The sequence below is a fragment of the Crateriforma conspicua genome (assembly GCF_007752935.1).
Classification (GTDB): domain Bacteria; phylum Planctomycetota; class Planctomycetia; order Pirellulales; family Pirellulaceae; genus Crateriforma; species Crateriforma conspicua.
In genome coordinates this window covers 455,034-478,149 of sequence record NZ_CP036319.1, presented here as the reverse complement: position 1 = coordinate 478,149, position 23,116 = coordinate 455,034, and the positions used below count along the sequence as shown (strand labels likewise).

16 protein-coding genes are annotated in these 23,116 nt (G+C 59.1%); 10 read left to right on the top strand and 6 right to left on the bottom strand.

What is annotated here, in order from left to right; translation table 11 throughout:
• Nucleotides 1-387 precede the first annotated feature (387 nt).
• On the top strand, nt 388-1,149 hold the full coding sequence (locus Mal65_RS01875) for a PEP-CTERM sorting domain-containing protein (protein ID WP_165701008.1): 762 nt from the start codon (nt 388-390) through the stop codon (nt 1,147-1,149).
• Between the two features lie 208 nt (nt 1,150-1,357).
• Here Mal65_RS01875 and Mal65_RS01870 read toward each other — a convergent pair whose 3' ends face one another.
• On the bottom strand, nt 1,358-2,320 hold the full coding sequence (locus tag Mal65_RS01870; protein WP_196784491.1) for a DUF481 domain-containing protein: 963 nt from the start codon (nt 2,318-2,320) through the stop codon (nt 1,358-1,360).
• A 397-nt stretch (nt 2,321-2,717) separates the two neighbouring features.
• Between Mal65_RS01870 and Mal65_RS01865 the strand changes: the two genes are divergently transcribed.
• Both Mal65_RS01865 and Mal65_RS01860 read left to right on the top strand, forming a co-directional pair.
• Nucleotides 2,718-3,728, top strand: coding sequence for a M28 family peptidase (locus Mal65_RS01865; RefSeq protein ID WP_196784490.1), 1,011 nt, complete (start codon nt 2,718-2,720; stop codon nt 3,726-3,728).
• 6 nt (nt 3,729-3,734) lie between these two features.
• Complete coding sequence (locus tag Mal65_RS01860) at nt 3,735-4,106, top strand: hypothetical protein (RefSeq protein WP_145293132.1); 372 nt, start codon at nt 3,735-3,737, stop codon at nt 4,104-4,106.
• A 42-nt stretch (nt 4,107-4,148) separates the two neighbouring features.
• Here Mal65_RS01860 and nifJ read toward each other — a convergent pair whose 3' ends face one another.
• Nucleotides 4,149-7,709: a pyruvate:ferredoxin (flavodoxin) oxidoreductase gene (gene nifJ / locus Mal65_RS01855; protein ID WP_145293130.1), complete on the bottom strand. Its 3,561-nt coding sequence runs from the start codon at nt 7,707-7,709 to the stop codon at nt 4,149-4,151.
• A gap of 536 nt (nt 7,710-8,245) precedes the next feature.
• Here nifJ and pepF point away from each other — a divergent pair.
• From pepF to Mal65_RS01820, 7 genes are all read left to right on the top strand, one after another.
• Nucleotides 8,246-10,066: an oligoendopeptidase F gene (gene pepF, locus Mal65_RS01850; protein ID WP_145293128.1), complete on the top strand. Its 1,821-nt coding sequence runs from the start codon at nt 8,246-8,248 to the stop codon at nt 10,064-10,066.
• A 2-nt stretch (nt 10,067-10,068) separates the two neighbouring features.
• Nucleotides 10,069-10,740, top strand: coding sequence for a DNA-3-methyladenine glycosylase family protein (locus Mal65_RS01845; RefSeq protein ID WP_196784489.1), 672 nt, complete (start codon nt 10,069-10,071; stop codon nt 10,738-10,740).
• Nucleotides 10,741-10,825: 85 nt separating this feature from the next.
• A complete protein-coding gene (locus Mal65_RS01840; RefSeq protein ID WP_145293125.1) occupies nt 10,826-11,494 on the top strand; it encodes an RNA polymerase sigma factor in 669 nt (222 codons plus the stop codon).
• 217 nt (nt 11,495-11,711) lie between these two features.
• A complete protein-coding gene (locus tag Mal65_RS01835; RefSeq protein ID WP_145293123.1) occupies nt 11,712-13,484 on the top strand; it encodes an arylsulfatase in 1,773 nt (590 codons plus the stop codon).
• A 157-nt stretch (nt 13,485-13,641) separates the two neighbouring features.
• The gene (locus tag Mal65_RS01830) at nt 13,642-14,205 is read left to right on the top strand and encodes a hypothetical protein (protein ID WP_145293121.1); all 564 of its coding nucleotides are present in this window, start codon (nt 13,642-13,644) and stop codon (nt 14,203-14,205) included.
• Nucleotides 14,206-14,528: 323 nt separating this feature from the next.
• On the top strand, nt 14,529-17,492 hold the full coding sequence (locus tag Mal65_RS01825) for a CHAT domain-containing protein (RefSeq protein WP_145293119.1): 2,964 nt from the start codon (nt 14,529-14,531) through the stop codon (nt 17,490-17,492).
• A gap of 79 nt (nt 17,493-17,571) precedes the next feature.
• On the top strand, nt 17,572-18,150 hold the full coding sequence (locus Mal65_RS01820) for a class I SAM-dependent methyltransferase (RefSeq protein WP_145293117.1): 579 nt from the start codon (nt 17,572-17,574) through the stop codon (nt 18,148-18,150).
• Between the two features lie 21 nt (nt 18,151-18,171).
• On the opposite strand, the gene Mal65_RS01815 is transcribed toward Mal65_RS01820, so the two are convergent.
• From Mal65_RS01815 to Mal65_RS01800, 4 genes are all read right to left on the bottom strand, one after another.
• A complete protein-coding gene (locus tag Mal65_RS01815) occupies nt 18,172-18,483 on the bottom strand; it encodes a hypothetical protein (RefSeq protein ID WP_145293115.1) in 312 nt (103 codons plus the stop codon).
• A gap of 102 nt (nt 18,484-18,585) precedes the next feature.
• Complete coding sequence (locus Mal65_RS01810) at nt 18,586-20,244, bottom strand: serine/threonine protein kinase (RefSeq protein ID WP_196784488.1); 1,659 nt, start codon at nt 20,242-20,244, stop codon at nt 18,586-18,588.
• 76 nt (nt 20,245-20,320) lie between these two features.
• Nucleotides 20,321-20,845, bottom strand: a complete 525-nt coding sequence (locus Mal65_RS01805; RefSeq protein ID WP_145293112.1) for a GrpB family protein — start codon at nt 20,843-20,845, stop codon at nt 20,321-20,323.
• A gap of 175 nt (nt 20,846-21,020) precedes the next feature.
• Nucleotides 21,021-23,102 carry a nucleoporin gene (locus Mal65_RS01800; RefSeq protein WP_145293109.1) on the bottom strand — a complete coding sequence of 694 codons (2,082 nt, stop codon included), beginning with the start codon at nt 23,100-23,102 and terminating at the stop codon, nt 21,021-21,023.
• Between the last annotated feature and the right edge of the window lie 14 nt (nt 23,103-23,116).

Here is a 23,116-nt window from a genome sequence, read left to right as displayed (position 1 = left end):
GCGTCTTTGTACTTACACGGGTACTGCTGCCCAATTCCAGCCTCCGCCTCCCCCCGACAGAGCATTTTCCGATCGGGTAGCGTTTGAGCCAATTGGCTGCTCCCCCCATCATTCGATCGACTAACACGCTTCCCAATAGAGTTATGGAATTCAAGGAATTCCGCGTCTAGGCAACCTGGACTCACAGGACGCAAAAAAAAATCAAATTCACCACACCCAGAAAGCCAAGGGAGCCCCCGCTTGTGAGCCAAGACGCCTTAAAATGTATCGCCGCTGGTGAAACTCGAGCATTGATTTTTAAGGCTTTAAGAAGAATCGTGGTTGATGCACTGGGTCCACAACGAGCTTCGTGCGTTTCCCCAAGACTCTTCGAGGAGAATGACGTCAATGAAACACTTCATTATTTTAATTGCCGGGGGTGTTGCTGCGATGCTGTCAAGTCCGGCATCCGCTGCGATCTCGGCCTTTTCAGACGACTTTCAATCCACGGGCGCCACCTTCTCGCCTTGGGTTGTTTTTTCTGACAACGGCGGATTCCCCGGAGGCTATTTCATTTCCGAGCCGGCGACGAATAACGCTCAAATTTTTCAACTTGCCGACGATGGGGCTGGCAATCAGTACTTGAATTTCTTCGCCAATTACGACAATGCGGCTGTTCATAACCGTAGCAATCCTGGCCAAGATCCGATGTCACCAAACGCGCAAGAAGCAATCAGCTTTTTCGTTGAATATCAATTCACCGCAGCTGACACGTCATCAGGAGATACTTGGACGTTTGACTTTGACTACGCATTTAATCCAGCCGCGCCGCCAGCAGGCGACACCGAGGTCGGTGCATTTATTCGTGTCTTTGATCCGGCGTTCAACCTGTTGGGCGGAGACACCCTAGACACAGGCGACGCGACTGGAGCCTTTCTGTCAGCTTCAACGCTGTCGGTGACTCTGGATCCCACTTGGACCGAAGGTCGCATTCAATTCGGCTTTAATAACCTCGTGGGCAACTATGACAGTTCGGGGATGTTCTACGACAATGTTGAGTTCAGGAATGCTAGCGCTGTTCCCGAACCCAGTACGGTAGCTTTCTTCTCGATTGGTATGATCAGCATTGGGGCTCGCCGACGATTCCGTCAGCGACGAAAGGAATCATAAACCTTTCATTGCCACCATCAGTATTTTGACAGACGTAGATGCGTTGATTTCAAAGCATCTACGTCTCGTCTTGTTCAGGATGCGTTTGCCTTACCAATCGCCCGCTTCTATTGCATCGCTGGATTGCGTTGACGCCAGTCATAAGAATCGATCCAGAACGAATAGCTGCCGCCAACGATGAGCTTTCACCGCACCATTCCAGCGTCAACTAAAATTTGTACAGCAACAGCATCGAATAATAGACGTCGTTGGCCAAAGCGCCTTGCGGTGTGCTGTCATAGCGGTCGGTCACGGCCAGCTTCAGGCTGAAGTTTTCGGCCTCGTTCAGCAAGATCTCCCACGCCAAGTCGGTGACCAGGCGATAGTCGGAGAAATCTTCCCAACTGGGGAAGTAATCGACCTTGCCTTTCAGTTTGTTGCGTGAATTCAACTGATGCTCCGCATCCAAGCCGAACACCGCCTCCGGAGTCCAGTCGTCAATCGGAGCCCCGAATTCACGCGACGCACCGGCACCGAAACGAGTCACAAACGAAGTTCGATCGTTTCGAATCCAGTAATACCCGAGACCACCGTTCAGGTTCAGACGCAAATCGAAGGCTTTGAAATCGTCATACTCAAAGCCTAACTTGCCGAATGCCGACCAATTGCTGTCACCCAACAATCGGTCATAGTCGATATTCAGTCGCGCGTTGTCTTCGGTCAGAACGCTGCGGCTGCTGGCTTGGCGGTAATCAAAGTCGATCGCCAGGGTGTACGCGTCGGTGGAACGCTTCATTTCCAGACCGGTTTGGATGGCCAGTGTGTCGGCGTTGCCTTCGCTGCCGTCCAAACCGAACTCCGCATGGTTTTCCCAACCCTGCGTCATCCACCGCCACGGGTATTGGTACCAACGAATGACCTCTTGCTGCAGCGGCGGCGATTCGGCCACCGCTTGCGATCCAATGACGGCATCAAAGTCCACCGTTTGCCCATGGATCACGGGTTCCTCCGGCATCGGCACCGGGGTCGGGATCGGTTCGGAAATGATCGGCGCCTGTAGCCAAGGCTCGGTCGGCACCGACGACTGACCGAAGGCCGATGTCGTGCTGGTCAGATTGCCTGAAACCATGAGAAGCGTGACGAATAGCAGAAACGGCAACGAAACCGCTCTGTGATCGATTGGTCGGTCCATGACGACACCGGCGTGCTGAATGTGAAACTGTGCGAAGCATTCCCCAGCCTTTGCGCACCGGCCGGGCAGGCCCCCGGTTACCAAATCCATGGTCACCACGCCAACGCGAATCAGGGCACATTTGAACAGTTTTCCGGACACACCCGTTCGGCTGGTAAACCTGGACTTGGAACCGCCAAACGCCTACGTTTGGCATCGACGAGGCTTCGTGGCGGCCTCCGGAGTCCCCCCAAACGAACCTCCCTTGGCAACCTTAACGCCGGCGGCCGACGTGGCATCGACAAAGACAGCTGGAAAGTCAGAACATTCGCGCGCGGCGGCCGGTCATCGGGCATCCCATCGTTCCGCCGTTCATGACGCTGGCCCCCACCGCCCCGATGATGCAGACGCCTCGGCCGTGCCGTCCAACACGCGACGGGCGACACCGCTGTTGGCCGTCGCCGCAACCTTGGTGGTGGCGGGCATCGCACTGGTCGCGATTGGAATTCAGTCCGGCGGCGGTTTGGACAACGACATCGCCGCCGCGCCGGCGCGCACCGCGATCCCGGCACCCTACGATGCGGATCGCGCGATGGGATACTTGCGCCAGATCTGTGACATCGGGCCCAGGCCCACGGCCAGTGCCGGCATGGAAACCCAGCAAGCGTTTCTGAAGCGTCACTTCGAATCGCTGGGAGGAACGGTTCGCTTGCAATCGACGCGTATCCGGCATCCGGAAACGGGCGATGTCATCCCGATGGCCAACCTGATCGCATCATGGCACTTGGATCGTCCGAAACGATTCCTGTTGTGTGCCCACTACGACACACGTCCGTTCCCCGATCGAGACCGCCGCAATCCCAAAGGTCGCTTTGTCGGGGCCAATGACGGTGGCAGCGGAGTCGCGGGTCTGATGGAAATGGCTCATCACTTGGACCAGTTGCCGCCGGATGTCGGCGTGGACTTGGTCATGTTTGACGCCGAAGAATTCGTCTTTGACGAGCGGCGTGACAAGTACTTTCTGGGTTCCACCTATTTCGCCCAACAGTACCGAATGCAGCCGCCCCAATCGCCGTACACCGCCGGCGTGCTGTTGGACATGGTCGGCGACAAAGAACTAAAGATCTATTACGAACGCAACAGTTTGAAGTACGCCCGCCAAGTGGCGCATCAAATTTGGGACGTGGCGGACGATTTGGGGGTCACCGCATTTGTCCCGCGCAGTCGCCATGAAATTCGTGACGACCATCTGCCATTGAATCAGATTGCGGGCATTCCGACGGTGGACTTGATCGATTTCGATTATCCCAGGCCTGGACTGGGTGCCCCGCAATACTGGCACACCGAACAAGACATCCCCGAAAACTGCAGCGGCGAAAGTCTGGCCGCGGTGGTTTGGGTCGTGCATCAATGGCTACAACGGCAATAACGCATCATGTTTAGCGGCGGAATCATCCTTTCGGTCACGCTGATCTTGTTTGCCGTGTGGCTGCAGTGGAACGAGCGACAGGGATGGCCGGGGGAAGAATCCGAGTACGATGACAAGACGGATGCGGATTATCTGCGTTCGCGTTTTCGTAGCCGGCGGCGGATCCACGGGATCATTGGCATCTGCGGGCTGTTGATCTTGATCGCCACGGTGAAGGGGCCGGAAAGCCGCGCCGTGTGGCTCGGTTGCTGGAGCATTGTGATGCTGTGCCTGATCACGGTCGTCGGACTGGCGTTGCTGGACGCCGTCCGCACGCACCGGTATCACCGCCGACGTCTGCCCGAATTGCGACGCAGAATGCTGGGCGACGACGATTGATCATCGCCGTTGGCAACGTGTCGATCGAGCGTGGATGAATGGCTACTCCGTTTCGGCGGCCAGCGATTCGTATCGTCGCCACTGTTGATCAATGTCATCTTGTGCCAGTTGGTACAACTGTTCGGCACGCTGGGGATCGGTTCGCGACACGGCGGCGAAGCGGCCCTCCTGCTTGGCCAGTTCAGCAAACGTGATCTTCGGTTTGCGACTGTCCAGACGAAATGCGTTTTTGCCTTCGTCCTTCAAACGCGGATCGTGACGGTACAGCGGCCACAACCCCGATGCGATGACATCTTTTTGGTGGGTCATCCCGGTTCCCATCGCGATGCCGTGAGCGATGCATGGGCTGTATGCAAGGATCAACGACGGGCCGACGAATGATTCCGCTTCGTGGAAGACCTTCATCGTCTGGTTCGGATTGGCCCCCATCGCGATCTGGGCCACGTAAGCGTTGCCATAGGACATCGCAATCATGCCCAGGTCTTTCTTGCGCCCGGCCTTGCCACCGGCGGCGAACTTCGCGGTGGCCGCACGCGGCGTGGCTTTGGAGTTTTGGCCGCCGGTGTTGGAATACACGCCGGTATCCAGCACCAGGATGTTGACGTTGGCACCAGTTGAAATCACATGATCCAGACCGCCAAAACCAATGTCATACGCCCAACCGTCACCGCCCACGATCCAAACACTCTTGGGCACCAATGCGTCGGCGCGTTCCAACAGATCTGCGGCCATGGGATCGTCGCCCAAGCCCGACAACGCCTGCTTCAACTGCGCGACTCGCTGACGTTGCTGTTCGACTTGTGCCTCCGGTCCACCATGAAAGGCGACGATCGCGTCGACCAGCTCGTCACCCACCTTGGGTTGCATGCACCGCAACAGGTGTTCGGCTTGTTGCCGTTGGTGATCGATTGACAAGCGTATGCCCAACCCGAATTCGCTGTTGTCTTCGAACAACGAATTGGCCCACGCCGGACCGCGACCTTCATCGTCGGTGGTCCACGGTGCGGTCGGCAGATTGCCGCCGAAGATCGATGAACAACCGGTCGCGTTGGCGATCACGGCACGATCCCCGAACAACTGCGTCATCAGCTTGATGTACGGCGTTTCACCGCAACCACTGCATGCACCGGAGAATTCGAACAACGGCTTCAGAAGCTGAGCTCCCTTGACCGTCGTTTGCTTGACGGAGGATCGTTCGAACTCCGGAATCGATTCGAAGAATCCATAATTCTTTCGTTCCACCTCGGCATGATCCTGCATCGGCATCATGTCGATGGCCTTGTGGTTTTCGACGGTCTTGCTTTTCGCCGGACACACGTCCACACACACACGGCATCCCGTGCAGTCGTCGGGAGACACCTGAATCGTCATCGCTTGGCCGGGCGATGCCTTGTCTTTCCAGGCGGCCGACGCAAAGGACTCCGGTGCATCCACCAGTAGTTCAACGGGATAGACCTTGGCACGAATCGCCGCGTGGGGACAAACCAGAGAACACAGCCCACACGCGGTGCACAGATCGGCATCCCAAATCGGGATTTCTTGGGCGATGCTGCGTTTTTCAAACTTGGACGTCCCCACCGGGAATGTACCGTCGACGGGCAGGGCACTGACGGGTAACAAGTCACCGGCCCCGGCAATCAACTGGGCCGTGACCAGATCAACAAACTCCGTGGTGTCGCCCGAAACCGCGGGCATGGGCTGCAGGGTCGTGGTGACTTCGCCGGGCACGTCGACCTTCTCCAGACCTTCGATGGCGGCGTCGACCGCACCAAAGTTTTTCTGGACGACTTCGTCACCGCGTTTGCCGTACGTCTTGCGGATGGATTCTTTGATCAGGTCGACGGCTTGTTCGGTGGGCAAGATATCCGACAAGGCGAAGAAGCATGTCTGCATGATCGTGTTGATCCGATTGCCCATGCCCGCTTTCTTCGCGACGCTGTAGGCATCCACCACGTATAGGCTCAGGTCTTTATCCAGAATCTGTTGCTGGGCGGTGGCCGGCAGTTGGTCCCAAACGTGATCGGCGTCGTAGGGACTGTTCAGCAACACCGTGGCGCCGCGCGAAGCGGATTTCAGCACGTCCAAGCGTTTCATGAACGGAAACTGGTTACAGCCGACAAACGTAGCTTCATCGATCAGATAGGTGGAATCGATCGGTTGGGGGCCGAACCGCAAATGTGAAACGGTGGTGGATCCCGACTTTTTGCTGTCGTAGACGAAATAACCTTGGGCATACAACGGTGTGTTTTCACCGATGATTTTGACGGTGTTCTTGCTGGCACCAACGGTTCCGTCGCTGCCCAATCCGTAGAAGACGGCTCGCGTAACGGCGTCGGACTCGGTGCAAAAATCGACGTCCCAATCTAGGCTCAATCGGGTCACGTCGTCGTAGATTCCGATCGTGAAATGTTTCTTGGCACCGGACTGGGTCAATTCGTCAAAGACTCGCGCGGCCATGGCGGGCGTGAATTCCTTGGACGAAAGCCCGTAGCGACCGCCGATCACCCGCGGCGGATTTTCGGCGCGGTGCCGGTGCGTTTCGGCCCACTGTTCGTCCAAGGCGACAACAAAGTCTTGATACAGCGGTTCGCCGATCGCCCCCGGTTCTTTGGTGCGGTCCAACACGGCGACGCTGTTCACCGTATCGGGCAACGCTTCGATCAAACGCTGGGCGTCCAGTGGGCGGTAAAGCTTGACCGACAAGACGCCGACCTTTTGCCCCTGTTCATTCAGACGTTGGACGGCTTCGCGAACGGCGCCGGTGCCGCTGCCCATGATCACGATCACGCGATCGGCATCCGGGGCACCCTCGTATTGGTAAAGGTGATACTGGCGACCGGTCAGTTTGGCGAACCGGTCCATCGTCGCCTGTAACATGTGGCCGAGACCGCAGTAGTACAGATTGGCAGCTTCGCGAGACTGGAAAAACACATCTGGATTTTGTGACGTGCCACGGACGACCGGGTGATCCGGCGTCAATGCGCGATCGCGACACGCCACGACGGCGTCTTCATCGATCATCGCGCGAACGTCGTCTTCACTGACTTGGACAATTTTGGACACTTCATGGGACGTTCGAAATCCGTCAAAGAAGTGCAAGAAGGGCACGCGTACCTGCAGCGTTGCGGCGTGCGAAATCAACGCAAAGTCCTGTGCCTCTTGTACGCCAGCAGAACACAACATGGCCCAGCCCGTCGCGCGAGCCGCCATCACGTCGCTGTGGTCGCCAAAGATGGACAGCGCATGAGTCGCCAAGGACCGCGCGGCAACGTGGAAAACGGTGGGCAACAACTGTCCGGCGATCTTGTACATCTCCGGAATCATCAGCAGCAAACCCTGCGACGCGGTGAACGTCGTCGACAATGCTCCGGCCTGCAGCGCGCCGTGAACCGTGCCGGCGGCACCGGCTTCGCTTTGCATTTCGATCACGGTAGGCGAAACGCCGAACACGTTCCGTTTGCCCTGGCTGGTCCATTGATCCGCCAATTCCCCCATCGACGACGCGGGGGTGATGGGATAAATCGCGATCACTTCGCTGGCCAAGTGAGCGATTCTGGCAACCGCTTCATTGCCATCAACGGTTACATACTGTGGTTCGGACATCGTTTGATCTGACCTTTCATCCGACGGCTTCGGGGCACCTGCGAAATCGGAAGGGATACTTCCGAGATCAACACGAATCACATGAGACGTACTGGCGGTGTGGGGAATGCCGAGACACGACGCACCATAGGAAATGCCCGCAACCGATCCAATCGTGCAAAACGTCACACCCCCGAGACGAGACGCGTGCGATGCCGACCAATCCAGTGATGCCGGTGGTTCCTATGACAGTGTTCACATTAGCGAACCGTGCCATCGTACGTGTTCGGTTTCCATGCGACGGATTATCAAACAGATCCCAGTGCGACAAAACGCATCAGGAAATTCCGTTCGCGGGCCGACGGATTCCGGTGGACATCGCACAACGGCACGGGGACGTTCGCCGCCACCGGCAAATCGTCCACCGCAGACGCACGGCTGTGGGGCATCAACGATTGATCACCGCTTCAGAGGGTGCGACAGCCTGACACAGATGTTGTAAAACCAGCCGCCTGAATCGAATCCCACAAAAGTGAACCCTTCCGAATCCGATTGCCATGTCCTCATCATCTTCGACCATGCCGACCGAATCGCTGCCACAACGTCAAGACGTCCCGGCCGAACACTGTTGGGACTTGAGCAGCCTGTACGCCGATGCCCCGACGTGGGAAGCGGACTTTGCCAAGCTGGACGGGATGATCGAAACATTCGCGACCTTTCAGGGACGCTTGGGGGAATCCACCGAAACCTTGATCGCGGCTTTGGATTTCGATCGCGACTTCGATCAGATCGCCGAACGTCTGGGGACGTACGCGTTTTTGAAAACGACCGAAGACCAGACCGACAGCGATGCGCAGGCAATGAAGTCGCGTTTCCAAAACCTGGCCGTCCGTGCGGGCCAAGCGGCCAGCTTCATGCGACCCGAATTGCTGGCAATTGATCCGCAACGCATGGACGAATTGATGGACGATCCGGCGGTGCAGCCGTACCGATTGCAGCTGGAACGAGTGCTGCGATTTCGTCCGCACACCTTGAGCGATCGTGAAGAACGTTTGTTAGCGATGCAGGGTGAAATGGCCTCGGCCGCCGGCAATGCATTCCGTCAACTGAATGATGCCGATTTGAAATTCGGGCACATCACCGATCACAAGGGCCGCCGGCAAGAGCTATCGCATGCCAGTTTCGCACAATTCTTGCAAAGCCCGGATCGTGGCGTGCGAAAGGCCGCGTTCAATCAGTATTACGAACAATTCCAAGCACACGAAAACACGTTGGCCGCAACCCTGGCCGGCAGCGTCCAGCGGGACGTGTATTACGCTCGTGCACGCAATCACGAAAGCAGTTTGGAATCCGCGTTGTTCCCCGACAATGTGCCGACCGACGTCTATGACAATTTGATCACCGCAGTTCGCGGCGCCTTACCGGCCGTGCACCATTACTTTGATGTCCGGCGCCGCAAAATGGGGCTGGACGATCTGCATCACTATGACACCTACGTGCCGATTCTTAGTGATGTGGAAAAGCACCACACCTGGGACCAAGCGGTCGATGTCGTTTTGAAATCGCTTGCACCCTTGGGCCAAGCCTATGTCGACACGTTGGCCGAAGGCTTGCGTGGCCGATGGGCCGACCGGTTCCCCAATCGCGGAAAACAAAGCGGCGCGTTCAGCTGCGGCAGCTTCGACGGTGACCCGTACATTCTGATGAACTTCAAAGAAGAAGTCCTGAATGATGTGTTTACGTTGACACACGAAGCCGGACACTCCATGCACAGTTGGTACTCGGCATCGGAACAGCCGTTTCAGTATTACAACTACACGATCTTTGTGGCCGAAGTCGCCAGCACGTTCAACGAACAATTGTTGACTCGATACATGCTGGACCATGCGGCCGACGACAACGAGCGTGCGTACTTGATCAACAACGAACTGGACAGCATCCGTGCGACAGTGGTGCGCCAAACCATGTTCGCGGAATTTGAAAAGAAGACGCATGAGATGTGCGAAGCCGGCGAACCGTTAACGGTCAAATCGCTTCGTGCCGCCTATCGTGAATTGTTGGACGCTTACTTTGGCCCTGATTTCGTCATCGACGAATCCTTGGAACTGGAATGCTTCCGCATCCCACACTTCTATCGTGCGTTCTATGTGTACAAATACGCCACGGGTTTGAGTGCCGCCGTTGCACTGTCCACTCGCGTGTTGGAAGGCGGCGAGCAAGAACTGGATGACTACCTTTCGTTCCTTAAGGGCGGATGCAGCAAAGACCCGCTGGACCTTTTGCGTGATGCCGGCGTCGACATGACGCATCCGCAACCGGTGCAGACCACGCTGGATCGCTTCGCGACATTGACCGCCGAATTGGACCAGTTGGTGTAGGCGTGTCGGACGATTCCGAATCGGGCGATCGGCCGCCGGGTCGCCTGTACACCACGACGATGCGGGTTGCGGCCGAAACGATTGCCGATGGCGATCCGGTGATGGCCGCAGTCCTGCAAACGCACGGCCCGCCACCGCTGTGGAAACGCCCGCAAACATTCGCGACGTTCGTCCGCATCATCTTGGAACAACAGGTGTCGCTGTCTTCGGCGCGGTCGACATTCCTGCGTTTGTCGCAGTCGATGCCCGAGGGCGTCACGGCGACGCGGGTCGCGGCGGCCGGCCAACCGGGTTTGCAAGCGGTCGGATTCAGTCGCCAAAAGGCCCGCTATGCCGTTGCGCTTGCCGACGACGTGATCGCCGGTCGCTTTCGTATTCCGGCTTTGCGGGCGATGCCGGACGATCATGTGCGACGCCAAATCACCGACCGTCTGGGGTTGGGCGATTGGTCGGCGGGGGTCTATCTGATGATGGCGATGCTGCGTCCGGACGTGCTGCCCCACGGCGATTTGGCCTTGGTAAAGGGGCTGGCCGAATTGGACGATGCCGTCTACGGCGATCCGGATGAATTGGAACGACGCACCGAATCTTGGCGCCCGTTCCGCAGCGTCGGCGTGCGGATGGTCTGGCAAGCCTATTTGGCCCGCCGCAATCAACGGTTCCAACCCACGTAAATTCGTCCAATTTGGGCGGGAATTTCCAGCGTCACCTCAACCACCCGCAGTGGCAAAAACACCGCACACCGGTTAGCGTGTGGGCATGAACGACACCAGTGGCCATGACGTCGATCGCTTTCTGATCCAGCAAATCCGCCAAGGCGATTCGGACGCCTGGGCCAAGCTGATCGAACGCTACGAGGGTCGGCTGTTGGCCTACACCGACAGCCGCATTCGAAACCGGGCGACCAGCGAAGACATCGTCCAGGAGGCCTTTGTCGGCTTTCTGGTCAGCCTGCCGAATTATGACGGTGCGCGGCCGCTGGAAAGCTATTTGTTTTCCATTTGCGCCTACAAGCTGACCGACCACTTGCGCCGCGAAGGCCGCCGCCCGGCATTGCAACTGCATGCCCGCGGCAGTGACGACGCCAGCCGCGCGATCGAACCGGTCGGTTCGGCACGCGTGGCCAGTTCGATTGTCCGCAGCGTCGAACGCAAACGAATCGAGGAACAGGCCGTCCGGCAAGCGATCGAAGAACAGATCGCTCGTTGGAAGGAATCGGGAAATTTCGTCAAGCTGAAGGTGCTGGAGCTGCTGTTCGTCATCGGCATGCCCAACAAGCAGGTTGCCGAGACGACGGGCACGACCGAACAGCAGGTCGCCAATTACAAGAGCGATTTCTTGCTGCGGATCAAATCGATCGTCAAACGCCAAGACTTGGACGATTCGGTGTTTCCCGAATTGACCGGCGATGAATCGGGATCGGTTTAGGATCGGTCTCTGCGCAAAACCTGCACAGAATCAAGAATCGGCGTGGCAGCGGCCATGGACTGGTGGCGGTTATCGACCGGTGGCATGCGACCGACGTGGCCAGGGATTAGAATTGCGGCTTTCCCACCTCCAATCGATCGCCTACCTGGTGGTCGTCGGCGTTCCTGCCCCTCGGAAACGCCCACGGAATTGCCCCTTTCTTCTGTCTTAAATTCCCATGCGATCTCTGTTTTTAGCCTTGGCGATGGCCGCGAGCACGCTGGCGTGCCAGGCCGCGGACCGTCCCAACGTCGTCCTGATCATCACCGATGACCAGGGTTACGGTGACCTGTCATGCCACGGCAATCCGGTGCTGAAGACGCCGGAGCTGGATCGCCTGTATTCCGAATCGATTCGCTTGGCGGATTACCACGTTTCGCCGACATGTTCGCCGACGCGGTCCGCTTTCTTGACTGGACACTGGACCAATCGCACGGGTGTTTGGCACACGATCATGGGGCGGTCGATGCTGCGTGACAATGAAGTCACGATGGCCGACGTCTTTTCCGATTCCGGATACAAGACCGGAATGTTTGGCAAGTGGCACCTGGGCGACAACTATCCCTATCGACCTCAAGATCGCGGTTTTGACGAAGTTCTGTGTCACGGCGGTGGCGGCGTCGGCCAGACCCCTGATTACTGGGACAACGCTTACTTTGACGGCAGCTATTTTCACAACGGTGCCCCCAAACCGGTGGATGGTTTTTGCACCGATGTTTTCTTCGGCCATGCCAAGCAATTCATCAAACAGTGTCACGATGACGGCCAGCCGTTCTTTGCCTACATCGCACCGAACGCCCCCCACGGACCAATGCATGCACCGGAGGATTTCAGTGCTCCGTATGCGGATCAAAGCGTATCGCTGGCGAACTTCTTTGGGATGATCGCCAACATCGACCACAACGTTGGTCAGCTGCGGGATTACTTGGATGACCTGGGGCTGACCGAAAACACGATTTTCATTTTCACGACCGACAACGGATCATCATCGGGATGGAAATTGTTCAACGCCGGGATGAAAGCGGGCAAAGGCAGCGAGTATGACGGCGGCCACCGTGTTCCATTTTTCATTCGCTGGCCTGGTGGTGGTTTGACCGGTGGAAAAGATGTCCAGCCGATCACGGCCCATGTCGACGTATTGCCCACGCTGATCGATCTGTGTGATTTGACGTCACCCTCGGGTGTGAAATTCGACGGAACCAGTTTGACGGGTCTGTTGAGCGATCCGAGTTCGGTAAAAGACTGGCCGGACCGAATCTTGGTCACCGATTCGCAGCGGGTCAAAGACCCGATCAAGTGGCGCAAATCCAGTGTCATGACCACACAGTGGCGGCTGATCAATGGCAAAGAACTGTATGACATCTCGTCTGATCCAGGACAGACCACCGATGTCGCGACGCGGTATCCCGATGTCGTTTCGCGCCTGACCGATTTCTATGAACGTTGGTGGGCCGAACTGGAACCGACGTTTGCGCAATCGACCTACATCGCGTTGGGTGCCGAACAGGCCCCGGTCGTTCGATTGACCTGTCACGACTGGATCACGACCGGCAGCACGCCGTGGAACCAAGCTCACGTGCGATCGGCCGTCAACGGCGACGCCAATACCGGGTTCTGGAACGTCGACGTGGCGAGCGCGGGCGAGTACACGATTCGGCTGCGGCGTTGGCCCGAGGAAGCGGATCGGGCGATCGATTCATCACTGCCGCCCGGAGCCGACGTGCCCGGTGTGGCCGCGTACCGTACCCGGCCCGGCAAGGCGATTTCACCGGTGAATGCTAGCGTAAAAATTGGCGAATCGACGGCGGAAACCTCGGTGAAGCCGGGCGACAAAGAAGTCGTTTTGACGATGCAATTACCGGCCGGCCAAACCCAAATGTCGGCTCTGTTTGAAACCGCCGATGGTGAAGTTTTCGGTGCGTACTATGCGTACGTTTCGCGAAATCCCTAGACTTTCCCCTAATGTGCCCTTAGCGTGGCGGGTTGACGCACTGCGTGGACATTGAAAGCGTCAGGCCGCTGGGAACGGCACAGTCCCGATCGTCGGGTCACCGTCGATCCCAAATCCCCCGTTATAGTCCTTTCCAAAGAATTTGGAGAATCTGAGCATGACCAAGTTGTTTCTGGGTGCCGCGTTGAGCGTTGCGATGTTGGGCACGACCGCTTTTGCAGAGGATTGCCAGTCAGGCCAATGCCTGGAAGAAGGTTCGCAAATCGGCGCCTTTCACGTGACCAAAGTTGCCGGTGCCGAGGAAGACGGCGTCGAAGTCGGCGAAAAGCTTTGCTATCGCTGCCGCTATGGATCGCGACCGATGGTGATGGTTTTCACCCGCACCACCGAAGGCAAATTGCCCGAGTTTGTTCAGAAGTTGGACAAGGCCGTGGAATCACACCAAGACGCGCAACTGAAGGGTCTGGTGACCCTGATTGGTGGCGAGTCCGAGCAGATGAAGAAGAGCGGTGAGAAGTTCGCCAGCGCCGCGAAGGCGAAGAACATCCCCGTCGTGGTTTCGGATGACGCCAACGGTCCGTCCAGCTACAAGATCCCCGAGGACGCGGAAGTTGCGATCGTGGTCGCCAACGAAAGCCAAGTGGTGGCATCGCACACCTACAAGGCCGACGCGATCGACATCGCCGATGTCATGAAGCACGTCCAAGAAATGCTGAACTGATGTTCGCATAGCCTTCGCCCCGCCGTGACCACCGCGTCGCATGCGGACGGGGGCCGAAAGCATCGCTGTAACAGCCACAATCGATAAGCTCGGTCGCGTTAGCGGCCGAGCTTTTTTCGTGCGTGGCGAAACATTTCGACCGCGCCGCCGGACCGGTTAGACTGAATGGTTCTTTTCCAAATTGCTTCACTGGTCCGGTCCGCTCCGTCCGTTGCCTCCGCCACCGCCGGTGTGGATCACACCCGGGGCCTGCGGAAAGCATCGTGACGCGTCCAACGGCGGAACGTCCTCTCTGTCACTCTTGCCACCCGCGGAAACTGTCCATGGTTCGCCACTCCGCCACCCCAGCCCTGCTTGCTCTGGTCGTCGTTGCGGTGTCGTTGGTTGATGTCCACGCCCAACCGGTCGTCGGCTTTCCCGGCAGCGAACCGAGCGGAACCTACCCAAACGAATTCTATTACGTCGCGTTGCAGGACTATCGCAACGGTGACCTGGAACTGGCGATGGACAGGTTCGACGTCGCCTTGGGACGTTGCCGACGAGACATCAACGGTCGCTGGATTGATTCGATACCCGTCTTGGCGATGACCGCCGAGTGCCATTGGCATGCCGGTAATCTTCCCGCCTGCCGGGCCGCACTGGATCAGGTGTTCCAGTTGGTGGCGCGTCACCGTGGATGGTTGGCCCGTGTCGACTGGGACCAACTGGTCCAGCCCGGTGCGGTGCGATCCCCGACGCGTGGACTTTGGCCCGAAGCGGCGGCGGTGCGGGTGCTGACGTTGTCCCGCAAGACTTCGTTCTTGTCGGGCGAACAGGCCACCGAACAGCGAATCGCTCAGGGCGGGTCTTTTCAACAATTGAATATCAAATCGATCGATGCCGTCGAAGTCATGCGTGGCATCGCTCTGGCATCCTTTCGACGTCGTGTCTTGATGGGCCCCCTCAGCAATCAAGATCCGCTGGGCACTGATGCGTTGGAATCGACCAAGTATCCGTCGGAACTTAGTTCGGTTCTGGGCAAGACCTTGATCGGTTCGATGCGTGCCTGCGAACGCTTGGGCGTCATGGACGATGGTCGTGTCATGTCGGACGTTTCCAAATACTCGGCGGTACAGGGCGGTGTGCATCCGCTGGCCGGCGCGCTGATGCTGTGTGACACCTATGCGGTGGCGGGAACGGAAAACTGGTCCGCGACGCCCGCCAAGGCTCGAATGACCGCCAATGCCGCCGCGGCCCTGGAGCAACCGGAGTTGGTCGGCGAAGCCGCACAGTTGGCCGCGGGATGCGCGACGGGCGCCAATGCCGTTGCCGTCGCCACGTTTTGCAAAACCGCGGCGTTAGCGATCGGTCGCGAATCACGACTGGCGGCGCTGCACTGTTTGGTGGCTGCGGCGGACGCGGCGGTCACCGCGGGCGACGCGGCGTCGGCTTTGGAATTGATCCGCCAAGCACAGACATTGTCGTCGCGTCGCGATGTGGTCCAGCCGCGTATCGATGCTTATGGTGCCTACGTGGCATCCAGGTTGGCAGCCTTGCAGGGGACAACGCTACAGGGCACAGGTTCCGGTGCCAGCAAGCTGGACCAATCGCTGGCCAGCCTTTCCAAGTTCGCGCTGAACCATTCGTTCGGTCGTCGCAGCGTGACGTCGATGCCCCGCGTGTCGCAACTGTCGTTGATTGTCCAAGCCACCACGGCGACTCGCGGGGCCACCGCTGGCGATGAAGCGTTGCAACGTTACTGTTCCGCTGCTCCAGCGGAGGTCTGGCGACGTGACCCGGTCGACGCGATGGCGATCACGATGCTGGACAAATCAACGGCGCTTGATCTGTGGCTACGGCTGGCCGCCAACGATACCGACGGTCGTGAGTTTCTGCGGCGTCTGGACGTCGTCCTGGCCGATCGCTTCCTGCGTCAATTACCACTGGGCGGCCGCATCGCTCAGGTGCGTCAACTTGTAACGGCTCCCGAAACCATCCTGCCGACCGATGCGGTGAATTTCTTGGCCGATGCGGGCCCCGTGTTTGAGCCTTTGCGAAACGCGGCCGGACAGGCCGTGCCTCTGGATGCCGATGCGGCGACAGTGAAGGGCAACCAGCAAGAGGTCTTGGCGACTCAGATCGCCCTGAACCGTGGAACGTTGCCACGGGTCATTCCGGCGCCCGCCGATCCCACGCCACTGGCCGACCAAATCCCGGCAGGCCGCGCGTTGGTCACTTTCACCCGCGTGGGAACCGGCGTCATCGCCACCATGACGTTCCAAGGCGAAACCGACATCTGGGCGGTTGCCGGAGCGAACCGATTGGGCAACGAAGTCGCCATGGTGCTGCGTGAAATCGGGGCGATGAAAAGCCGCGGGAAACGGCTGCCCGAAAACGACAACTGGAAATCAACGGCCGGCAAGTTGGCGAAACGTCTGTTTCCCGATTCACGCATTGAAGACCTGCAAGGCTTGCAAGAAGTGGTCATCGTTCCGGACGGTCTGTTGTGGTACCTGCCGTTCGAATTGTTGCCCGTCAATGAAGCCGACGACGTCATGTTGGGAGACGCCCTTTCGGTGCGCTACGCCACCACGCCGGGATCGGCATTCCATCCAACCGCACCGACGGCCGCCAATGGACCGATCGCCTTCGTCGGTGGTTCGTTCTTTCAACCCCAAGATCGCCAAGCGAATGAGGCCGCGATCGAATCGGTGTTGGCACGACTGGAACAGTCGCGACGCCTGGGCGTCGAAGACAAGATGCCCAGCGGGTTGCTGGGTGATAGCGTTTCGGTGCTGGCGGTGGCCGCGGCCAAGGCGCCGGATTTGAAACGTCCGTTGGCTTTCAACGTCGGGGCCTACGACGGGGCTTCCCCGATGGGATCGCTGGACGGTTGGATGCGGTTGCCCGGCCCCAGCCCTCGGTCGGTTGTTCTGGCCGGGTTCCGTACCCCGGTGGGCGTCGGAAAACTGGGCGGCGGTGACGAACTGTTCATGACCATCACGGCGTTGCAGGCCGCAGGCGTCCGCGACGTGATGATCACTCGCTGGGCGGTGGGAGGCCAATCGACCGCCACGGCCTTGAGCGAACTGTTGCCGGAAATTCCCTTCCTGGGTCTGGTCGGCGCATGGCAGCGGGCCAAAAGCGTGCTGAAGGAAACCGAATTGGACCCGGCGGCCGAACCGTTGATCCCACAGTCCGAACATAAACGTGAAGGGGTCACCGGTGGACAACCGCTGTTTTGGGCGGGATACCTGTTGGCCAGCCCCACATCGCTTCAACCGCCGACGTCGGTGCCCCAGCCCTGACGTGACACGGTCCAGGCGATTCCCGAAACGCGGCCGGCCGAAGTTCCCCGGATCGCCGCCCCAACGATTGCCCGACACGATGTCCGACACCCTGACGTTCCTGAAAAATTTCATCCGATCGCCCACGCAGGTGGGGGCAATCGCGCCCAGCGGACGTCAGTTGGTGGACCGAATGACCGAATGGATCCAGTGGGAATCGGCCCGCAATGTCGTCGAATACGGTCCGGGCACCGGGGTGTTTACCGAGGCCATTGCCGGTCGCCTGCATCCCGAAGCCCGCTTTTTTGCAATCGAGCGTTCGCCGGAACTGGCCGCCACCACGCGTCAGCGTTGCCCCGGTGTGACCGTCGTCGAAGACAGCGCGTCCAATGTTCAAGCACTTTGCCGGCAGCACGACATGCAGAACGTCGACGCCATTTTGTGCGGGCTGCCCTGGGCTTCGTTTCCCGATTCGCTGCAACAAGAAATCATGGATGCGACATTGGCGGTGCTGCGTCCCGGCGGGCAATTCGTCACATTTGCTTACTGGCAGGGCGTCATCCTGCCAGCCGGTCAGCGGTTTCGGCGACGGTTGGACCAGAACTTTTCCAGCGTCCAACACAGCCCCACCGCGTGGGCCAATCTGCCGCCCGCATTTGTTTATCGCTGTGTGCGTTGACCGATTCGATTCACAACGACGTCACGTTCCCAGTCGACTGGCAGCGATTTGGTCCAGCGACCACATCACAACGCTGTAGGCAATCCAAACCAACAGGAACGTGTAAATCGTCACGACGACGGTCCACAAGATTCGCTCGGCCGTATTGAATCGTTTGTTGATCCACAGCAACGGAACACCGAAAACACCGGCGACCAAGAACAACACCGCCAACACGGCCGCCTTGCTTTGTGTCACGCCCTGGCCGGACGGCGACGGGCCATCTTCCGGGTGCACGACCGTGGCTTCGTAAATCGGTTCGTCCGATGCGTCCTGAGGTTCGGTCGGCGACATGACGTCGAAAGTCCTGTGGATGAGATGGGAACCGTTGGGACTGCAGACCGCCAGGGCCGCAGATACGTGCGACGGTTGCCCGCCGGCCGTGTTGCGTTTGATTCAATTTGCCCCGGACGCCACCGCCTCGATGCGGTCTTGGGCTTGTTGAACCAGGGGCGCGACGGCGGCATTGTCGGCGTACAGGTCAATGATGCTATACCAGACCTTCCTGGCCGCGATCACGTTTCCGCTACGGTATGCCGAATCGGCTTCCTTCATCTTTGCGATGATGATTCCCGCCGCTTCGCCACCGGTCTGGCCGGTCGATTCGATCTGGGCGATCTGACGCCGCGCCAGGTTCACGAACGCGCGGTACTGATCTTGATCGGCCAACAGCGTGACGATGCTGCGGTATTTGGCAAGCGCCGATGCATCGTCGCCGAACCGCTGGTACTGCAGTGCTTCGGCGTACAAACGTTCGCCTTCACCACGCAGCGGCAAGTTGCGTTTCATCTTGACCGACAGAAAATGCTCCGCTTCGACCATCTCCACTTGTTCAATTTGGTCCGCAGCCCAAGTCGCGTGTTCACCGTTGGGGAACTTGTTCAGCATCGGCTGTAGATAACTGATTTTGGCTTGGATCTTGGCGCCGCGCGTCCCCTCGGCCAACAGGTCTTCGGCCCGTTGACGCATCTTGTCTTCGCCAAGCGGCCACATGAAATACGCCAACAATCCAATGATCGCGGCAAGGCCAAGCAGCAACGCCCACCACTGGTCGTACCATGACGCATCATCAACGGGCTGATCGTCGTCCAAGTCAACGATCTGTTGTCCCAACAAAACCCGGGCTTCGTCACGCTGGCTCTGGTCACCGATCTGTACGGGACTGAAACCGGAAGAAACCTGCTCGGCGACACCGGCCCGAGACATCGATCGCTTTCGCACCTCGGCCAACCCCAATTTGACCGCGGCCGCGCCCGCGGGACGCGACGCCGATTCGGGGTGGATCAACTGACCGACCAATTTGTCCATCCAAACCGGCAAGTCCATCACCACGGTTGCCGGGGATGTCGGCACGGCATGACGTACCGCATCACGCATCTCGGCGGGCGTATCGGCGTCATACGGCAAACGGCCGGTCAGGCATCGATACATGATCACGCCCAACGCGAACAAATCCGACTTCACACCGGTCGCGGCGTCGTCATCCACGGCTTCCGGGGCGCGGTACGCCAACTCATGCGTCTCCAGCGGTCGACCGGTCTGAAAGGGTCCGTCGCCACGGGCAAGTCGCATGTCGACCAAGATCGGACTTAGCCCCGCAACGATCACTTTGTCCGGCTGCAACCGACCGTGATACATCTGCCGTTCGTGCAAGTACTCCAGCGCGTCGACGATGCCTTCGGCCAGGTCCAGAACCGTTTCCCAAGGCAGGCGGTCCCGACGGATCAGCATCGAATCCAACGTTTCGCCTTCGATCAACTCGTAAGCCAAATACGCATCGGCTTGCTCGAATCCGCCGCCATAGCACTTGGCAATGCCGGGATGCCGGATCGTTTTCAGCTGGTCCCATTCCGACTTGAATTCGGCGCGGGTCTCTGGCGTTCCGCCGAAGGGAACATTGAAGACTTTGACGGCAACGGCGGCCTTCTGTTTCAGATGAATGGCCCGCCAAACGGAACTGCGCGATGGGTGGTCCCCGAGCTTCGTTTCAATGGCCAGGGGCCCAAGGCGGCTGCGTGCCATGTGATTGATTGGCAAGTGGGAAACGGTCGGCATCGTTACAACGTCAAAGGCGATTATAACCCGACCGCCGGCTTTCAGCCCCGCCGATGTTTGGACGATCAGCCCGACGTCACGGCAAATTCAATTGTTCCATCAAATGGGTGAACACGCCGTCTTTAGCACGCGGATAGTCCTCCGGATCGCCGCCGGTCCGCTTCCAAATGCCGACTTTGGCGTCTTCGAAGCGAAGGCTTGCCTCGGTATCGGCGCGTAAATGATCGCGAATCGCAAGCGCCGCATGCCAGGCCGGCGTGCCGATGGGCATCAGGAACAATTGGTGCGTCACCGGCCCCCCGCGAGGCTTGATCAACCGCACCGCGGACGAATCCCAGTGGGGCGGTGGCAGAGGCCGGAAATACAGCCCTTCGATCGACAACGCCGCTTCGTCCATCTGGTCCGCGTCGTGAACCCCGGCAAGCACATCGATGATCGGCTGGCTGATCCGTCCCGGTAACGCAGTGCCGCCGATGTGTTCGACCTGAGTGATCATTCCCTGACCACACTGCAAAACGCCACTGCGAATTTGTTGAAATTCCTGACGCCAACGCGGATCGTGATGGCTCAGCCGAATCGGCAAGTCAGCGTCTTCATCCATGGTCTTCACTCATGCGGGGTCAATTCCCGGGGCGATGCGTGACGCCGCGAGCACAAAAAAAACCGGTCCGAGCAGGACGCCCGGACCGGAATACAATTCTTCGGTTTTAGCCAGTTTTGCCTAGGCACAGCGGCAAATGCGATTCACCGTTGTGCGTCGGGCGTCTGGGGCATGATTACTTGTCGGCAACCATGGCCAGACGTGACCGCTGGATCTTGGATTCGATCGCGGCAACATAGGCACTGTCGGCTTCGCACAACCGTTCACGCGGCACCGTGCAGGTGCGTCCATTGGCTTTCATCAAACGAACGTCGCTGGACGAAATCTGGATCAGGCGACCTTCGGTACTGAAGTTACCCGTGTTGTCGACCCAGACGCGAACGCGGGTTTCGGACAACGGATCCACGGCGACCGGTTTGGCGCTGACGACTTGCAGCGAGCTTTCCGCCGGCTGGACTTCGGCGACACGATCTTCGTCTTGGGCATCGGCCGAAGGCGTTGCCACGTCCGCTTGCACCGGAGCCGCTTTGCGATTCGCACCGAACAAGTCATCGGTCGAGAATTCAAAGTCGTCGTTTTCTTCCGACTCCGAGGTCGGGGTCATTTCTTCGGGGGCACCGAACAGGTCATCGAAGACGCCTTCACGCTCTTTTTCGGCACGTTCCAAAGCTTCACGTTCGCCGAACAAATCGTCCAAGTCATCGACCGGTTCTTCGGTGGCCGGCGGATCACCGAACAAGTCTTCCAAGCTGTCGCCTTCGGGTGCCGGTGCCTCTTCGGCCGGATCACCGAACAGGTCGTTCAAGGTTCCTTCTTCGCCGGAGGGAGCCTCTTCCATCGCCGGAGCTTCGTCACCGAACAAATCTCCCAAGCTGTCGGTCGATTCTTCGGCGGCCGGTGCGGTGTCCGGGGTATCAAACAGTTGGTCCAGTTCCGAATCAGCGGCCGGGGCTTCCGCTTCGGCGGGCTCACCGAACAGGTCGTCCATTGCGTCTTCAGCAGCCGGGGCTTCCGCTTCGGCGGGTTCACCGAACAGGTCGTCCATCGCGTCTTCACCAGCCGGGGCTTCCGCTTCGGCGGGTTCACCGAACAAGTCGTCCATCGCGTCTTCAGCAGCCGGGGCTTCCGCTTCGGCAGGTTCACCGAACAGGTCGTCCATCGCGTCTTCAGCAGCCGGGGCTTCCGCTTCGGCAGGTTCACCGAACAGGTCATCCATCGCTTCTTCAGCAGCCGGGGCTTCCGCTTCGGCAGGTTCACCGAACAGGTCGTCCATCGCGTCTTCAGCAGCCGGGGCTTCCGCTTCGGCGGGTTCACCGAACAGGTCGTCCATCGCGTCTTCACCAGCCGGGGCTTCCGCTTCGGCGGGTTCACCGAACAGGTCGTCCATCGCTTCTTCAGCAGCCGGGGCTTGCGCTTCGGCGGGTTCACCGAACAGGTCGTCCATCGCTTCTTCAGCAGCCGGGGCTTCCGCTTCGGCGGGTTCACCGAACAGGTCGTCCATCGCGTCTTCAGCAGCCGGGGCTTCCGTTTCGGCGGGTTGCTCGATGGCAGGCTCCTCAACCGCTGGTTCTTCGACAGCCGGTTCCTCAACTGCGGGCTCTTCGATGGCCGGTTCTTCCATCACAGGTTCTTCGGCCGGAACATCCGATGGGCTTTCGGTTGCCGGTTCTTCGGCTTCAAGCGGCTCAGTCTCGGCGGGCGGCTCAGTCTCGGCGGGCGGTTCGGGGAACGATTCTTCCGCGACAGGTGACGCCTCGGGCTCAGTCGCCACTTCGTCGTCAGCGGCCGGCTCTTCAGCCTCCATCGCTTCGGCTGGCTCTTCGACCGGTGCCGGTGGCACCACAACATCGGCTGGCGGTGCGACCACTTCGCCTTCGACGATCGGTGCCGATTCGATGATGGTCGGTTCAACAACGGTTCCGCCGCAGCAATCGTCTTGGATCACGGGCGCCGCGACGGCATCCGCACAGGGATCCGCGGGTGCGGCGCAGCAGGGTTCCGGCTCAGGCTGGCAAACGGGCGTGGGCTGGCAAACGGGTGCAACTTGGCACGCGGGTGCCGGTTCACAAACCGGCGTGGGACAACAAGCGGCGGGTGCACAAGCGGCGGGGGCGGCCTTGGAACGGCTGCCGCACGCGTCGTGCCCCTTCCCCAGGTTTTCCAGCAACCACCCCGCTGTGGCGGGACTGATACTAAGGACCGTGATCAAACAAAGGACGAGTGTCCATCGGACCACGAGACGGATCGTGCGTTTCATCTTTCTCTGGCTCC

Coding starts and splice junctions, on each gene's coding strand:
- Mal65_RS01875 (WP_165701008.1), top strand. CDS start 388: ATGAAACACTTCATTATTTTAATTGCCGGGGGTGTTGCTGCGATGCTG.
- Mal65_RS01870 (WP_196784491.1), bottom strand. CDS start 2,320: ATGGACCGACCAATCGATCACAGAGCGGTTTCGTTGCCGTTTCTGCTA.
- Mal65_RS01860 (WP_145293132.1), top strand. CDS start 3,735: ATGTTTAGCGGCGGAATCATCCTTTCGGTCACGCTGATCTTGTTTGCC.
- nifJ (WP_145293130.1), bottom strand. CDS start 7,709: ATGTCCGAACCACAGTATGTAACCGTTGATGGCAATGAAGCGGTTGCC.
- pepF (WP_145293128.1), top strand. CDS start 8,246: ATGTCCTCATCATCTTCGACCATGCCGACCGAATCGCTGCCACAACGT.
- Mal65_RS01840 (WP_145293125.1), top strand. CDS start 10,826: ATGAACGACACCAGTGGCCATGACGTCGATCGCTTTCTGATCCAGCAA.
- Mal65_RS01835 (WP_145293123.1), top strand. CDS start 11,712: ATGCGATCTCTGTTTTTAGCCTTGGCGATGGCCGCGAGCACGCTGGCG.
- Mal65_RS01830 (WP_145293121.1), top strand. CDS start 13,642: ATGACCAAGTTGTTTCTGGGTGCCGCGTTGAGCGTTGCGATGTTGGGC.
- Mal65_RS01825 (WP_145293119.1), top strand. CDS start 14,529: ATGGTTCGCCACTCCGCCACCCCAGCCCTGCTTGCTCTGGTCGTCGTT.
- Mal65_RS01820 (WP_145293117.1), top strand. CDS start 17,572: ATGTCCGACACCCTGACGTTCCTGAAAAATTTCATCCGATCGCCCACG.
- Mal65_RS01815 (WP_145293115.1), bottom strand. CDS start 18,483: ATGTCGCCGACCGAACCTCAGGACGCATCGGACGAACCGATTTACGAA.
- Mal65_RS01810 (WP_196784488.1), bottom strand. CDS start 20,244: ATGCCGACCGTTTCCCACTTGCCAATCAATCACATGGCACGCAGCCGC.
- Mal65_RS01805 (WP_145293112.1), bottom strand. CDS start 20,845: ATGGATGAAGACGCTGACTTGCCGATTCGGCTGAGCCATCACGATCCG.
- Mal65_RS01800 (WP_145293109.1), bottom strand. CDS start 23,102: ATGAAACGCACGATCCGTCTCGTGGTCCGATGGACACTCGTCCTTTGT.